This window comes from Mesorhizobium sp. WSM1497 (assembly GCF_001672455.2).
Classification (GTDB): domain Bacteria; phylum Pseudomonadota; class Alphaproteobacteria; order Rhizobiales; family Rhizobiaceae; genus Mesorhizobium; species Mesorhizobium ciceri.
Genome location: NZ_CP021070.1, coordinates 608,313 through 622,610 on the forward strand (window position 1 = coordinate 608,313; position 14,298 = coordinate 622,610).

Sequence of the window (14,298 nt, forward strand, 5' to 3'; positions counted from 1 at the left end):
CGTTGCAGCCAGTCAAAACTCAAAAACAGGGGAACTGCCGTGACTGACAAGAATGGGTTTTTCGATCTCTCCAGATCCACGCTCACCCGCCGCACCGCACTGAAAGGTCTGGCCGCAGGCGCCGGCCTCGGCCTTGCCCCTGGCTTCGTCCGCTATTCCCAGGCGCAGAGTTCGGCGCCGATCAAGATCGGCTTCCAGTCGCACCGCACCGGCATCGGCGCTGCCTATGGCCGCTGGTACGAAAAGACGACAGCTGCCGCAGTCAAGGCGATCAATGCCGCCGGCGGCATCAATGGCCGCCAGGTCGAGGTGATCATCGAGGATGACGGCACCGATCCCGGCCGTGGCGCCGAGGTGGTCGGCAAGTTCGCCACCCAGCACAAGACCGACATCGTCTTCGGCACGCTGTTTTCACATGTCGTCATCGGCTCGGCGCCCGCCGCCGGCGAAAACAAGATGCCCTATTTCGTCGTCAGCGAAGGCCATCACGTCGCCTCGACCAAGCTGAACCGCTATGTCTTCCAGCCCGGCATCACCGACGTGAAGAGCCAGATCCAGTCGATGGCGCCGTGGATCGCGGCCAATGCAGGCAAGAAGGTGACGCAGATCTTCCCGGATTTCGCCTTCGGCTACGACCACCGCGACTACCTGCCGCCGGCGCTGAAGGCGCAAGGCGGCGAGGTCATCGCGCAGATCGCCATCCCGCCGACGGAATCATCCTTCACCAAGTATTTTCCGCAGATCCCGGCCGAGACCGAGGTGATCTACCACGTCATGGTCGGCCCGGCCGTGCTCACCTTCGTCAAGGAGCTTGGTGAGTTCTACGGCTCCAACCGGCCGCAACTGTTCGGCTTCATCGATTCGCTCGAAGCCACCGACATCAACAGCCCCGGCCTCGAATTCCTCGATGGCAGCCATTTCTGGGAAGGCTCGCCGCGCTATGCGCAGGCCGATGATTCCGAGGCGCAGAAGGCCTATCGCGCTGCTGTCGGCATCGACGACAATGGCGCCGCCGTCGGCGACCCCAAGGACGTCTCCACCGCAGCCCACATGTTCGGCTGCTGGGAAACGCTCTACGTCGTCAAGAAGGCGATGGAGGACGCCGGCTACAAGGGACCGGAAGACCGCGCCAAGCTGGTCGAGGCGACCGAGGCGCTGACCGCATTCGCCGAAGGTCCGGAACATCCGCAGGGACCGAAGACCTTCAACGGCAAGATCCACCAGTGCTTTGGCATCCAGAACATCTCCAAGATCGAAGGCGGCAAGCTCAAGGTCGTGCACAAGACCAAGATCGAAGACGGACTTTACGAGGCCGAAGGGGATTATACGACGCAGGCGCTGTGAGCTGCTCCAGCACAAGCGTGAGCGCCAGGCCGCCCCCCTCTGTCCTGCCGGACCCGGCCCTTCGCTGTCGCTCCGGGCGTTCGTCGTTCGGAAAGCCAAGCAATTGGCTTTCCGTCCGCTGCGCGGACCACTCCTCACCCCCCGCAAGGGGCGCGATTGCGCTATCGCTGGGCGTGTAGCATGCACTTCGGTCCCCACCTCCTCCTCGCCGCCCTCGAAGGCCTCGTCACCTCAGCCGTGCTGGCGCTGACCGCGCTCGGCCTGTCCTTGGTGTTCGGCGTCATGCGGGTGGTCAATGTCGCGCATGGTGAGTTCTTCATGCTGGGCGCCGTGCTCGCCTGGGCGATCACCACAGCCATTGGCGGCCATCCCGCGCTCGGCTTCCTGGCCGCACTTGTGATTGCGCCGCTGATCGTCGGCGCCATTGCGCTGGTCGCCGAACGGCTGGTGCTGCGCCGGCTCAACTACAATCCGGAAGCCACCATCGTCGCCACCATCGGCATGCTCTACATTATCCAGCAGCTGGCGCTGACCTTCTACGGTCCGGAGGCGCGACCGGTGGAGCCGCCGTTCAGCTACCGCATCCTTTTGCCGTGGTTCGGCTACTCCGGCTACAAACTGTCTGTCATCGCCGCCTCCGCGCTGCTGCTCACCGCGACATGGCTGGTGCTGACGCGCACCAGGATCGGTCTCGTCATGCGCGCCACGCAGTATGACAGCGAGACGGCGCAGGCCTTCGGCATTCCCGTCGGCCGCGTCTATGGCGGCGTCTTCGCGCTTGGCGCCATGCTGGCGGCCATTGCCGCAGTGCTGATCGTGCCGATCAGCCAGGCGCATTACCTGATGGGGCAGGACCCGCTGCTGCTCTCCTTCATCGTCGTCATCATCGGCGGCCTCGGCTCGCTGCGCGGCACGGTCGTCGCCGCCGTGCTGATCGGTCTCTCCGACGGCATCATCTCGATGTTCTTCTCGCCGACGCTGGCCAAGATCATCGCCACGCTGCTGGTCGCCATGGTGCTGGTGTTCCGTCCGCAAGGCTTGTTCGGGACGAGGTCGCGATGAGCGAAGCTTCGCCGGTAAAAGCCTATGCCCTGCATCTCGGCGTCGTCGCGCTGCTTTTCGTGCTGAGCTTCCTTCTGCCGGAATACTATCACGGCCTGCTCGCCCGCATCATGGTGCTGGCGGTGTTCGCCATGGGCTACAACATGCTGTTCGGCTATGTCGGCCTGCTCAGCCTCGGCCATGCCATGTTCTTTGCCGCCGGGCTCTATGGCGCCGGCCTTGCCGTCATCCAGCTCGGCTGGAGCGTACCAGCGGCGTTCGCCGCCGGGCTTGCCTGTGGTGTTGTTGTGTCACTCGTGATCGGCCTGCTGGCGCTGCGCACCACGGGCGTCGCCTTCATGATCGTCACCATGATGTTCGCGCAAGTGTTCTACCTCCTCATCCTCTACTTCGCGACGTGGACCGGCGGCGACCAGGGCATGGTCGTGCCGCAGCCGGCGCGGGTGCTGAGCTTCGGCGCGACGTCGCTCGAGCTCACCAATCCGACGGTGCGCTACATGACAGCGCTGGCGCTGTTTTCCATCGTGCTGCTCGTCACATTGGCCATCGTCCGCTCCCGCTATGGCCGCGTGTTGGTCGCCATCCGCGAAAATGAGGAGCGTACGAAGATGCTCGGATACGACACGTTTTCGAACAAGCTCGCCGCCGTCGTCATCTCCGGCATCATCTGCGCGGCCTCGGGTGCCGCCTATGCGCTGCTGTTCGGCTATGTCGGATCGAGCTTCGCGTCGGTGCAGTATTCGATCCTGCCGCTGCTGTGGGTGCTGCTGGGCGGTGCTGCAACAACGCTCGGGCCGCTGATCGGCACGCTGTTCATGTACTATGTCATCGATATCACCAGCGGCTACACCTCCGCCTATCTGCTGATCGTCGGCATCGCGCTGATCCTTCTGGTGCTGTTCTTCCCCAAAGGCATTCTGGGCAGCATTAGGCAGCGCTGGCTCGGGTGGCTGCCATGATGCCGCTTTTGACCACCAAGGGCCTTTCTCGCGACTTCGGCGGCCTGCGTGCCGTCGACCGTGTGGATTTCTCCTTGATGCCGGGCGAAATCCGCGCCGTGATCGGCCCCAATGGAGCGGGGAAGACCACCTTTGTCAGCCTGGTCAGCGGCCGCATCCAGCCGTCTGCCGGCATGATCGTCTTCGACGGCGCCGACATCACCAATCTGCCTGCCTATGTCAGGGTCCGCAGGGGGATCGCCTACACCTTCCAGCTCACCAGCGTCTATGCCAACCTGTCCGTCTACGCCAACGTCGCGCTGCCCGCGCAACTGACGCTGCGGCATGGCAGCCATTCCAGGAGCGCGATACAGGCCGCTGTCATGACCGCACTCGAACGCACCGGCCTGGCCGATCGCGCCCACATGCCGGCCGGGCAGTTGTCCTACGGCCATCAGCGCCTGCTGGAAGTGGCGATGGGGCTGGCGCTGAAGCCGCGCCTTTTGATCCTCGACGAGCCGACGCAAGGGCTGGCCGACAGCGAGATCGACAATTTCATCACCCTGGTGCGCGAGATCGCCAAGAACGCCACCGTGCTTCTGATCGAGCACAACATGCCGGTCGTCATGCAACTGGCCGACCGCATCACGGTCTTCAATGCCGGCAAGATCCTCGCCGAAGGCACGCCCGAAGCGATCCGCGAAAACGCGGCGGTGCAGGAAGCCTATCTGGGGACTGCCCCATGACAAACAAGGCCGAGCCGAAGTCTCAAGCGCTCACCATCTCGAGGCTCGACTGCTTCTATGGCGAGGTCCAGGTGCTCTACGGGCTCGACCTGGTGCTGAACAAAGGCGAGGTGCTGTGCCTGTTCGGCCGCAATGGCGCCGGCAAGACGACGACGCTCAAGGCCATCATGGGACTGGTCCCCTCGAGCGCCGGCTCGATCAGGCTCGATGGCAAGGAGTTGACCGGCCTGCCGGCACATGAGGTGCCGAAGGCCGGCGTCGCCTATGTGCCGCAGGGAAGGCGATTGTTCGCCGAGATGACGGTGGCGGAAAACATCGAGATCGGCCTGATGGCGCGCGGCAAGGGCAAGGCGACGCGTGAAAACGTGCTCGACCTCTTTCCATTGCTGCGCCAGCGGCTGCGGCAGCGTTCCGGCACACTGTCCGGCGGCGAACAGCAGATGCTGGCGATGGCGCGTGCACTCTGCCTCGAACCGCAGGTGCTATTGCTCGACGAGCCGACCGAAGGGCTGATGCCGTCGATGATCGCCAAGATCCGCGAGACGGTGTCGACGCTGCGTGACATGGGCGTGTCGACCATCCTGGTCGAACAACGGGTCGATGCAGTGCTTTCTGTCGCCGACCGCGTTGCCTTCGTCGAAAACGGCCGCAACCGCGAGACGGTCGATGTCCAAGAACTGCGCGCCGATCCGTCAGCGGTGCGCCGTTATGTCGGCGTGGGTTGATCAGCCGAAGAACAGAAAACCCGCTACCAAAAATGTCGGGATCAGCACCAGGCCCGACCATGCCATATAGCCGAAAAAGCCCGGCATCTTCACGCCGCGATGTCGGGCGATGGCGTAGACCATGAAGTTCGGCGCATTGCCGATATAGGTGTTGGCGCCCATGAACACCGCGCCGGCCGAGATCGCGGCAAGCGTCGAAGCGAACTCCGTCATCAGGTGCCGGGGGTCACCGCCGGCAAGCTCGAAGAACACCAGATAAGTCGGCGCATTGTCGAGGAAGGATGACAGCGCCCCGGTCAGCCAGAAATAGGCGAGATCGTTGGGTTGGCCGGAGGAAGAACTCACAAGCGACACCAGCGGCGCCAGCGCACCCTCATGGCCTGCCCTGAGGATGGCGATGACCGGCACGATGCAGATGAAGATGCCGGCAAACAATTTGGCCACCTCTGCTATCGGACCCCAGTTGAAGCCATTGGCCTCGCGGTATTCCTTGCGCGAAATGACAAGCGAAACGAGGGCGAGCGCCAGGATCATGGCGTCGCGCACCAGATTCTGCAGTTCCAGGCTGACGCCGAACACGGAGAAGCTGACGCCCGGCTTCCAAGCCGCCGATAGTAGGATGGCGCCGATCACCCCCGCCAGCAGCGGAAGGTTGGCCAGGCCGCGCAGGCGCACCTTGGTATCCGGTGTCGGGTCCTTGATCTTCGGCGCGCCAGCCTCGCGCCGGTGCAGGATGATGTCGATCACCAGAAAAACGCCCAGGACGACACCGCCGACGAACAGCGTCTCGCGCCAGAGGTTCGTCGTCGTCCAGAAGAAGTCGACGCCGCGCAGGAAGCCGACGAACAGCGGCGGATCGCCAAGCGGCGTCAGCGAGCCGCCGATGTTGGACACCAGGAAGATGAAGAAGATAACGACATGGGCGTTGAACGGCCTGTTATCGTTGGCGCGGATGATCGGCCGGATCAGGATCATCGAGGCACCGGTCGTGCCGATCACCGAGGCCAGCAGCGCGCCGACCAGCAGCAGGCCGGCATTCACCAGCGGCGTGCCGTGAATGTTGCCGGCAAGGAGAATGCCGCCGGAAATGGTGAACAGCGCAAACAGCAGGATGATGAACGACATGTATTCGGTGAGCAACGCATGCAGCACCGCTTCGGTCGCTGTGGGGACACCGAAGGCAACCGCCAGCGGCAGGATCACCAGAGCGCCCCAAAGGGCCGCGATCTTGCCGTAGTGATGCTCCCAGACATGAAGAAACAGCAGCGGACCAGTGGCGATCGACAACAGCAGCCCGGCAAAGGGCAGCGCCCACCACAGCGACATCGAAGCGCCGGGCAGGCCGTGTTCCTCCGCCCCGAAAGCCTGTGCCGGAAACAGCACGGCCACAACGATTGCCGCCTTCGTCGCGACCCACAAAAAGCCCCTCTTGCGCCTCACGATCCGTCAGTCCGACAAAGGGTCTTCGAGCCTCACGCCGGCGTCGCGCATGCGCTGCAGCATGGCATGGAGCGAACCGTTGAGATCGATGCCGCGGCAGGCATCCAGCCGCAGTGTGGTTTTGAAGCCCTGGCTGACGGCATCCAGCGCCGAAAAGCCGACGCAGAAATCGGTCGCCAGCCCGACCAGGGTCAGCGTGTCGATGCCGCGCTCCCGGAGGTAGCCGGCAAGGCCGGTCTGGGTCGTGCGGTCGTTCTCGAAGAAGGCCGAGTAGCTGTCGATATCAGGCCGAAATCCCTTGCGAATGACGAGCTCGGCCTTGGTCCAGGCGAGGCCGGAATGGAAATCCGAGCCCAGGCTGCCCTGGATGCAGTGGTCCGGCCACAGCGTCTGCTGGCCGTACGGCATTTCGATCATGGTGAAGGGCTGCGCGCCCGGATGGCTGGAAGCAAAGCTGGAGTGACCGGCGGGATGCCAGTCCTGCGTCAGCACGACATGGTCGGTTCGCCGGATCAGGTCGTTGACCAGCGGCACGATCTCGTCGCCGCCGGCAACCGCCAGCGCGCCGCCGGGACAAAAATCGTTCTGCAGGTCGATGACGACAAGCGCTTCGTCGGCCATGGGCTTTCCTCTTCCGTATGCAGGCTCCAGTGGAAAATGCCGCTGACGCGACCGGACGCAGAAACTTGACCAGATGGCCGGCCGCGTCAACCTCTCAAGCCATAACAAATGCGTGCCGGCGGCGCCGCGGCAAACTCCGGCTTTGACAAATCCTGCCAGCTTGATATCATTTGCATACGAATGAATTTTCCGACCCCTGTGCTGGAAGGATCTTTCTAAGTACCAGCTCTGGAAGGCCTCTTTTCGGGAAGGCAAAGCGTGATCCGTTACGCGAAACCCACCTCGGTCGACGAAGCGCTCGCTTTGCTTGGCGAGGGCGCCTGGCGCATCCTTGCCGGCGGCACCGATTTCTATCCGGCACAGGGCAGCAAACCGATCCGCGACAATGTTCTCGACGTTAACGGCCTGGCGGCGCTTTGCGGCATTGCCGAGACGAGCGACCATTTCGTCATCGGCGCGCGCACGACCTGGACCGACATCGTCCGCCATCCCTTGCCGCCGGCCTTCGAGGCGCTGAAGCAGGCGGCGCGAGAGGTCGGCTCGGCGCAGATCCAGAACGTCGCCTCGGTCGCCGGCAATCTCTGCAACGCCTCGCCTGCCGCCGACGGCGTGCCGGCCCTGCTCGTCCTCGATGCCGAGGTCGAGCTGCGCTCGGTGGCAGCGACGCGGCACCTGCCGTTGCAGGACTTCATTCTCGGCAATCGCCGCACGGCTCTGCTGCCCGGTGAGATGGTCACGGCGATCCGCGTGCCGAAGCCCAGCGGCACGTCGGCTTTCGTCAAGCTCGGCGCCCGGCGCTACCTCGTCATTTCCATTGCCATGGTGGCGGCACGTCTGGCCGTCGACAATGGCACCGTCCGGCAAGCGGCGGTCGCGGCCGGCTCCTGTTCGGTGGTGGCCAAGCGGCTGGCCGGCGTCGAAGCCGCGTTGTGCGGGCTGCCGGTGGATGGCGAGCTTGCCGATGCGGTCCTGTCCGCGCCGATGAGCGAACTGTCGCCGATCGCCGATGTGCGCGGCAGCGCCGAATACCGGCTCGATGCAGTGCGCGAGATTGTTGCCCGCGCCGTGCTTGCGGCTGTGGGGCGGACGACTGGCGAAGAGGTGGCGGCATGAGCCAGGTTCAACCTGACGTGCGTGAAGCAGTGCCCGACCTGGGCGCCGTTCGGCCTGCTCGCGGCCCGGAGCGCGTTGACATCGCCTTCGAGGTCAATGGCAGCGCCGTATCGGTCAATGTGCCGCCGCTGCGCCGACTGTCCCTGGTGCTGCGCGACGAACTGGGGCTGACCGGCACCAAGGTCGGCTGCGATGCCGGCGATTGCGGCGCCTGTACGGTGCTGGTCGACGGCGATCCCGTCTGCGCCTGCCTGATGTCGGCGGCGTCCGCTGCCGGCGTATCGGTGACGACAGTTGAAGGGCTTGCCAACGGCCGGCTGTCGACGCTGTCGACGTTGCAGGCCTCTTTCCTTGCCCATGGCGCGGCGCAGTGCGGGATTTGCACGCCCGCTCTGTTGGTTGCGGCGACGGCTCTGCTGGAGAAGAAGGCGAGCCCCACGGAGGTCGAGGTACAGGACGCGCTCGGCGGAATTCTGTGCCGCTGCACCGGCTACCGGAAGATCATTGCCGCAGTGATGGATGCCTCCCTGCAGGCAGCAAGCCTGGATTTCCGCTTGCCCCGGTCAGGCCACGCGATCGGTTCCTCGCCCATCCGGCTCGACGGCGTGCCGAAAGTCACCGGGGCTGAGAAATTCGGCAGCGATTCCTTCCCCGCCGATGCACTGGCGGTGCTGGTGGTCCGCTCTCCGCATTATCACGCCAGCTTCGCCTTCGGTGACCTCGATGGCTGGGCGAAGGCACATCCCGGCGTTGCCGGCGTCTTCACCGCAGCCGACATTCCGGGAAAAAACTGTTTCGGCGTCATCGGCCCGTTCGCCGACCAGCCGGCACTGGCCGAAGGGTTTGCCCGCCTTCGCGGTGAGGCGGTGGCGTTGGTCGCTGGCGAACGCGAGGCGATGCTCGATATCGACCTCTCGGATTTTCCGATCCGCTGGACCGAATTGCCGCATGTTCTCCAATCCTGCGAAGCGCGCGCCGGCGGTGCCAAGCTCATCCATGAGAACAGACCGGCAAACCTGCTGACCTCCGGCTTCGTCGAACGCGGCGATCCGGAAGGGGCCCTTGCCGGTGCAGCGTTCACGGTTTCCGGCGTCATCGACACCTCCTATGTCGAGCACGCCTATATCGAACCCGAAGCCGGCTATGCCTATGTGGACGGCGACACGCTGGTCGTCGTCGCCTGCACCCAGGCGCCCTATATGGACCGCGACGAGACGGCGAAGGTGCTCGGCCTTGCCGTCGACAAGGTGCGCATCGTGCCGACCGCGACCGGCGGCGGTTTCGGCTCGAAGCTCGACGTCTCGCTGCAGCCGCTGATCGGCCTTGTGGCGATGAAGACAGGGCGGCCGGCGGCACTTGCCTACACCCGCACCGAATCGATGATGTCGACCACCAAGCGCCATCCGGCCGAGATGAAAGCGACCATCGGCGCCGATGCCGACGGCCTTGTCACCGGCATGATCTTCGAAGGCGATTTCAACACCGGCGCCTATGCAAGCTGGGGCCCTACCGTGGCCAACCGCGTGCCGGTGCACGCCTCCGGACCCTACGCGACGCCGAACTACCGCGCCGAAGGCCGCGCCATCCATACGCATGGGCCGATCTCCGGCGCCTTCCGCGGCTTCGGCGTGCCGCAAGCGACGATCATGCAGGAGACCCTCTATGATGAGCTGGCCGGCAAGCTCGGCATGGACAGGCTCGATTTTCGCTTGAAGAACTGCCTTCGTAACGGCTCCGAAACGGTCACAGGACAGCTTCTGGACTCCGGCGTCGGCATTGCCGAATGCCTCGAATCGCTACAGCCGCATTGGGCGCGCGCAGCGGCCGATGCGGAGGCATTCAACAGTGCCAACACAGATAGAAAGCGCGGCCTCGGCGTCGCGTCCTGCTGGTATGGCTGCGGCAACACCTCGCTGCCCAATCCGTCGACCATTCGGGTCGGCATCGCGGCCGACGGCACGGTCATCCTGCACCAGGGCGCGGTCGATATCGGCCAGGGTTCGAACACGGTCATCGCCCAGATCTGCGCCGACGCGCTCGGCCTGCCGCTGGAGAGATTCCAGCTGAAGAGCGCCGATACATCAATTACTCCCGATGCCGGCAAGACATCGGCCTCGCGCCAGACCTTCGTCACCGGCAAGGCGGCCGAAAAGGCCAGCCGCGCCTTGCGTGAAAAGATTCTGCGTTTCGCCAATGTTTCGGAAAAAGCCGCTCTCCAACTCGACGGCCCGGCGATCGTCATCCGCGAGGGCGAAGCCACGCGCCGCATCGATCTCACGACGTTGGACCTGGATGCCCAGGGCTTCGTCTTCCGTGCCGAGGAGAGCTACGACCCGCCGACGCTGCCCCTCGATGCCAAGGGCCAGGGCAAACCCTACGCCGTTTACGGCTATGGCGCGCAGATCGCCGAGTTGGAGGTCGATCTCAAGCTCGGCACGGTGAAGCTGATCAAGATCACCGCCGCGCATGATGTGGGCAAGGCGATCAACCCGCTGCTGGCCGAAGGCCAGATCGAGGGCGGTATCGCGCAAGGCATCGGCATGGCGCTGATGGAAGAGTACATCCCCGGCCGCACCGAGAACCTGCACGACTATCTCATCCCGACCATTGGCGACGTGCCGCCGATCGAGACCGTCCTGATAGAAGTTCCGGATCCGGAAGGACCCTTTGGCGCCAAGGGTTTGGGCGAGCATGTGCTGATCCCGACGGCGCCGGCAATCCTCAACGCCATCCGCCACGCCACCGGCGTTCTGATCACCAAGGTTCCGGCGACGCCGACGCGTATCCGCGCTGGCATCCGCGAAAGAGATGGCATCCGCGAAAAGGAGGCACGCCGATGAGCGAGCTTGCCGAACGCTTCGAGACCCATGATCCCGGCGAGAAGCTGGTGGCGGAGAAGATCCGCTGCGATGCCTGCCCGGTGATGTGCTACATATCAGATGGGCGCACCGGCGCCTGCGACCGCTACGGCAATGTCGGCGGCAGGATCGTGCGGATGGACCCGCTGACCATCCTCGACCATGCGGCCGAGACCGGCGCGGCAATCGTGCCGTTCGTCGCCGAGGGCGAACAATGGGACGGCGAACTGGTCAACACCGGCCGCCGCTTCGTCACCGCAATCGGCGCCGGCACCACCTATCCCGACTACAAGCCGGCGCCGTTCATCGTCAGCCAGGAAGTCGAAGGCGTCGATCTCGTCACCGTCGTCACGGAAGGCATTTTTTCGTACTGCGGCGTCAAGGTGAAGATCGACACCGACCGGCATATCGGACCCGAGACGGCTATTGTGCGATCGCAAGGCGAGGCAATCGGCCATGTCACGACGGGCGAGTATGGCTCGCAGATGCTGTCGCTGGGCGGCGTGCATCATCTGACCGGCGGCTCGAAGGCCGAAGGACGCGCCACCTGCGACGCGCTGCTCAATCTGTGCAACCGCAAGCCGGTGGAACTGGCCATCGACGGCGGCGCCACCATAACAGTCGAAGCCGGCAAAGCGCCTGTCATCGACGGCAAGCAGGAACATCGCATGCGCGTCGGCTGCGGCTCGGCGACCATCGGCATGTTCGCCACGCAATGGCGCGGCCTTGTCGACGAGGTGGTGGTGGTCGACGACCACATCACCGGCGTCGTTTCCGAGCATCAGGCCGGCAAGGTGCTGGGCTGGCAGGACACAGGGATAAAGATCATCGGCCGCCGTTCGACGCCGGGCCGCTATTTCAAGGTGTCCGAGCCAGGCCTCGGCTGGGGCGGCACCAGCATTTCAGACCCGCTGTCGATCCTTGGCGAGTGGAACGCCAAGAAGGGTGCGCGGCCGGGCCTGTCGCTGCTGATGGTTTCGACCACCGGCGAGCAATTCGCCTATTACGAGCTCGACGACGAGTTGAAGCCGGTGCAAAAGCCGTTTCCGGAACGGCTGCAAAAGTCGGTCGGCCTGATCGAGGACAATTGCGAGCCGGCTTTGTGCACGGTGCTGTTCATCGGCGGCGCCGGCGGTTCGCTGCGCGCCGGCGTCACCGAAAACCCGGTCAATCTCACCCGCTCGGTTCAGGGCCTGACCACCTATGTCACGGTCGGCGGCGCGCCGGTTTATGTCTGGCCGGGCGGCGGCATCACGCTGATGGTCGATGTCACACGGGTGCCGGAAGGCGCCTTCGGCTATGTGCCTACACCGGCGCTGGTGGCGCCGATCGAATTCACGCTGCGCCGCGACGACTATGTCAGGCTCGGCGGGTACGAGGCGGAGATCCGCAGCGTCGAGGATATTGTCGCAAAAGGCGGTGAGTACCTGAATCCGCGCCGCGGCACAGGCGCCGAAGCCAACAATCCATGGCCGCCACTCGCGCAGCTACGTCGTGCCGGCTCGAATGGAGCCGGGTGATGCAAGGCCCGCAAGCGCATTGGCTGCAGGACGGCAAGCGGCTGCATCTCAACCACGGGCCGATCGACCTGATCGTCGAGGTTTTTGGTGAGGCGGATGAATGCCGCCGAGCCTATGAACAGGCCATAGCGCGCTTCCAGACGATCCTGGTGGAGCTGGTCGAGGAACTCCCCGAATTGCGGCTGCCGGCGTTTTTCCTGGTGCCGCGCACCTTCGCCGGCCCGACGGCGCGCCGCATGGAGGCAGCCGTCATGCCCCTGGCGGAATGCTTTATAACTCCGATGGCGGCCGTCGCGGGATCGGTAGCCGACGAAATGCTCGCCGCATTGCTTGCCGGTCGCAAGATCGAGCGCGCCTATGTCAACAATGGCGGCGACTGCGCGCTCCATATCGGCAAGGGCCAGTCGATGGGTCTGGCGGTAGCCGGTACCGGCAGCGGCATGGCCGACCGGATCACGATCCGCGCGGAAGATGGCGTTCGCGGCGTCGCCACCAGCGGTTGGCGTGGCCGCTCCTTCTCGCTTGGCATTGCCGACGCCGTCACGGTTCTGGCGCGGACCGGCGCCGAAGCCGATGCGGCGGCGACGCTCATCGCCAACGCGGTGGACCTGCCCGGCAATCCCGCCATCAAGCGCATTTCCGCACACGAACTGTCGCCCGACAGCGATCTCGGCTCGCGGCTGGTGACGCAAGGCGTCGGCACGCTTGCCCTTGGCGAAGTGGCGCGCGCGCTGGACAATGGCCTTGCCGTCGCCGAAGATTTTCGCCGGCGGGGGCTTATTGCCGGGTCGGCGCTGTTTCTCGGCGGCGAGATCCGCATCAGTGGCTCGGTTGCGCTTGCCGCGCCCAACGAAACTTCGAGGGAGGAAGTTGCCCATGCCTGAGTTTCCGATCCGCAAGATCGCGGTTCTGACCGAAGAGATCTTTCACGAGGGCGGGCCGGTGGCCAAGGTGCCGCGCCGCCGTGCCGCCGCCATGGCGCTGGTAAAGAACCCGTTCGCCGGGCGCTATGTCGAGGAGCTGCAGAGCGCCATGGACGATCTCAAGCCGCTCGGCCTGCTGCTCGCCGACCGGCTGATCGCGGCGCTCGGCGGCGACGTCAAGCAGATCGACGGCTACGGCAAAGGCGCCATTGTCGGCACCGCAGGTGAGCTGGAACACGGCGCCCTCTGGCATGTGCCCGGCGGCTACGCCATGCGCGAGCGGCTCGGCGACGCCAAGGCGATCGTGCCGTCGGCCAAGAAGGTCGGCGCTTTCGGTTCGAAGCTCGACGTGCCGCTCGGCCACATCAACGCCGCCTATGTGCGCAGCCATTTCGACGCCATGGAAGTCGGCATGTCCGATGGTCCGCGCCCCGACGAGATTCTGTTCTGCCTCGCCATGACTTGTGGCCCGCGCATCCACGATCGCATGGGTGGTCTCGCGGCCGATCACATCAAAGCCTGGGATGGGCTGCGGTGAGCGGCGAGGACAATCTGCTCAAGCTGGTCGAGGTCGAGGCGCCGGACGACCAGGATTACCTCCTGCAGGAGCAGGTCGGCTTCATCCTGCGCAAGGCGCATCAGCGCCATGTCGCGATCTTTGCCGCGCATATCGGCGATCTGACGCCGCCGCAATTTGCGGCGTTGGCCAAGCTGCGTGACGTCGGCGAGACCTCGCAGAACCAGCTCGGCACGCTGATCGCGATGGATGCGGCGACGGTCAAGGGCGTCATCGACCGGCTGAAGGCGCGCGGCCTGGTCGAGCTTTCCAGGCACGAGGTCGACAAAAGACGGCTGCTGGTCAATCTGACCGCGGCAGGCCGCGATGCCATCGAGCGCCTGATCCCGCTGGCGCGCGAGATCACAAAGGAGACGCTGGCGCCGCTCTCGGCCAAGGAGATCGCCACCTTCATGAAGCTGCTGGTGAAGCTGGCTTAGACCCGCCGGGCG

13 protein-coding genes are annotated in these 14,298 nt (G+C 64.8%); 11 read left to right on the top strand and 2 right to left on the bottom strand.

Features of this window, described 5'->3' with window-relative positions; genetic code table 11:
- Window positions 1–39 precede the first annotated feature (39 nt).
- From A9K65_RS02890 to A9K65_RS02910, 5 genes are all read left to right on the top strand, one after another.
- On the top strand, window positions 40–1,344 hold the full coding sequence (locus A9K65_RS02890) for an ABC transporter substrate-binding protein (RefSeq protein WP_064992812.1): 1,305 nt from the start codon (window positions 40–42) through the stop codon (window positions 1,342–1,344).
- Between the two features lie 180 nt (window positions 1,345–1,524).
- On the top strand, window positions 1,525–2,406 hold the full coding sequence (locus A9K65_RS02895) for a branched-chain amino acid ABC transporter permease (RefSeq protein WP_013528443.1): 882 nt from the start codon (window positions 1,525–1,527) through the stop codon (window positions 2,404–2,406).
- The gene (locus A9K65_RS02900; protein WP_064992811.1) at window positions 2,403–3,365 is read left to right on the top strand and encodes a branched-chain amino acid ABC transporter permease; all 963 of its coding nucleotides are present in this window, start codon (window positions 2,403–2,405) and stop codon (window positions 3,363–3,365) included. The genes A9K65_RS02895 and A9K65_RS02900 overlap by 4 nt, the downstream gene beginning before the upstream one ends.
- Window positions 3,362–4,090, top strand: a complete 729-nt coding sequence (locus A9K65_RS02905; protein ID WP_063169740.1) for an ABC transporter ATP-binding protein — start codon at window positions 3,362–3,364, stop codon at window positions 4,088–4,090. The genes A9K65_RS02900 and A9K65_RS02905 overlap by 4 nt, the downstream gene beginning before the upstream one ends.
- Entirely contained in the window at window positions 4,087–4,815 is a 729-nt protein-coding gene (locus A9K65_RS02910) for an ABC transporter ATP-binding protein (RefSeq protein WP_064992810.1), read from the top strand. The genes A9K65_RS02905 and A9K65_RS02910 overlap by 4 nt, the downstream gene beginning before the upstream one ends.
- On the opposite strand, the gene A9K65_RS02915 is transcribed toward A9K65_RS02910, so the two are convergent.
- Window positions 4,816–6,234 (bottom strand): sodium:proton antiporter, encoded by a 1,419-nt coding sequence (locus A9K65_RS02915; protein ID WP_024502065.1) that lies wholly within the window; start codon window positions 6,232–6,234, stop codon window positions 4,816–4,818.
- Between the two features lie 27 nt (window positions 6,235–6,261).
- Window positions 6,262–6,876 carry a bifunctional nicotinamidase/pyrazinamidase gene (pncA, locus tag A9K65_RS02920; RefSeq protein WP_024502066.1) on the bottom strand — a complete coding sequence of 205 codons (615 nt, stop codon included), beginning with the start codon at window positions 6,874–6,876 and terminating at the stop codon, window positions 6,262–6,264.
- A gap of 258 nt (window positions 6,877–7,134) precedes the next feature.
- Here pncA and A9K65_RS02925 point away from each other — a divergent pair, with 258 nt between their 5' ends.
- Genes A9K65_RS02925 through A9K65_RS02950 form a run of 6 tightly spaced genes read left to right on the top strand, consistent with a single transcriptional unit; the run spans window position 7,135 to window position 14,286 of the window.
- The gene (locus A9K65_RS02925) at window positions 7,135–7,989 is read left to right on the top strand and encodes a xanthine dehydrogenase family protein subunit M (protein ID WP_024502067.1); all 855 of its coding nucleotides are present in this window, start codon (window positions 7,135–7,137) and stop codon (window positions 7,987–7,989) included.
- Window positions 7,986–10,829: a molybdopterin-dependent oxidoreductase gene (locus A9K65_RS02930; protein ID WP_064992809.1), complete on the top strand. Its 2,844-nt coding sequence runs from the start codon at window positions 7,986–7,988 to the stop codon at window positions 10,827–10,829. The genes A9K65_RS02925 and A9K65_RS02930 overlap by 4 nt, the downstream gene beginning before the upstream one ends.
- The gene (locus tag A9K65_RS02935) at window positions 10,826–12,367 is read left to right on the top strand and encodes a 6-hydroxynicotinate reductase (RefSeq protein ID WP_064992808.1); all 1,542 of its coding nucleotides are present in this window, start codon (window positions 10,826–10,828) and stop codon (window positions 12,365–12,367) included. The genes A9K65_RS02930 and A9K65_RS02935 overlap by 4 nt, the downstream gene beginning before the upstream one ends.
- Entirely contained in the window at window positions 12,367–13,251 is an 885-nt protein-coding gene (locus A9K65_RS02940; protein WP_064992807.1) for a thiamine biosynthesis protein ApbE, read from the top strand. Before A9K65_RS02935 ends, A9K65_RS02940 begins: the two co-directional genes overlap by 1 nt.
- Window positions 13,244–13,828 (top strand): amino acid synthesis family protein, encoded by a 585-nt coding sequence (locus A9K65_RS02945; protein WP_064992806.1) that lies wholly within the window; start codon window positions 13,244–13,246, stop codon window positions 13,826–13,828. Before A9K65_RS02940 ends, A9K65_RS02945 begins: the two co-directional genes overlap by 8 nt.
- The gene (locus tag A9K65_RS02950) at window positions 13,825–14,286 is read left to right on the top strand and encodes a MarR family transcriptional regulator (protein ID WP_013528454.1); all 462 of its coding nucleotides are present in this window, start codon (window positions 13,825–13,827) and stop codon (window positions 14,284–14,286) included. The genes A9K65_RS02945 and A9K65_RS02950 overlap by 4 nt, the downstream gene beginning before the upstream one ends.
- The last annotated feature ends 12 nt before the right edge of the window (window positions 14,287–14,298 follow it).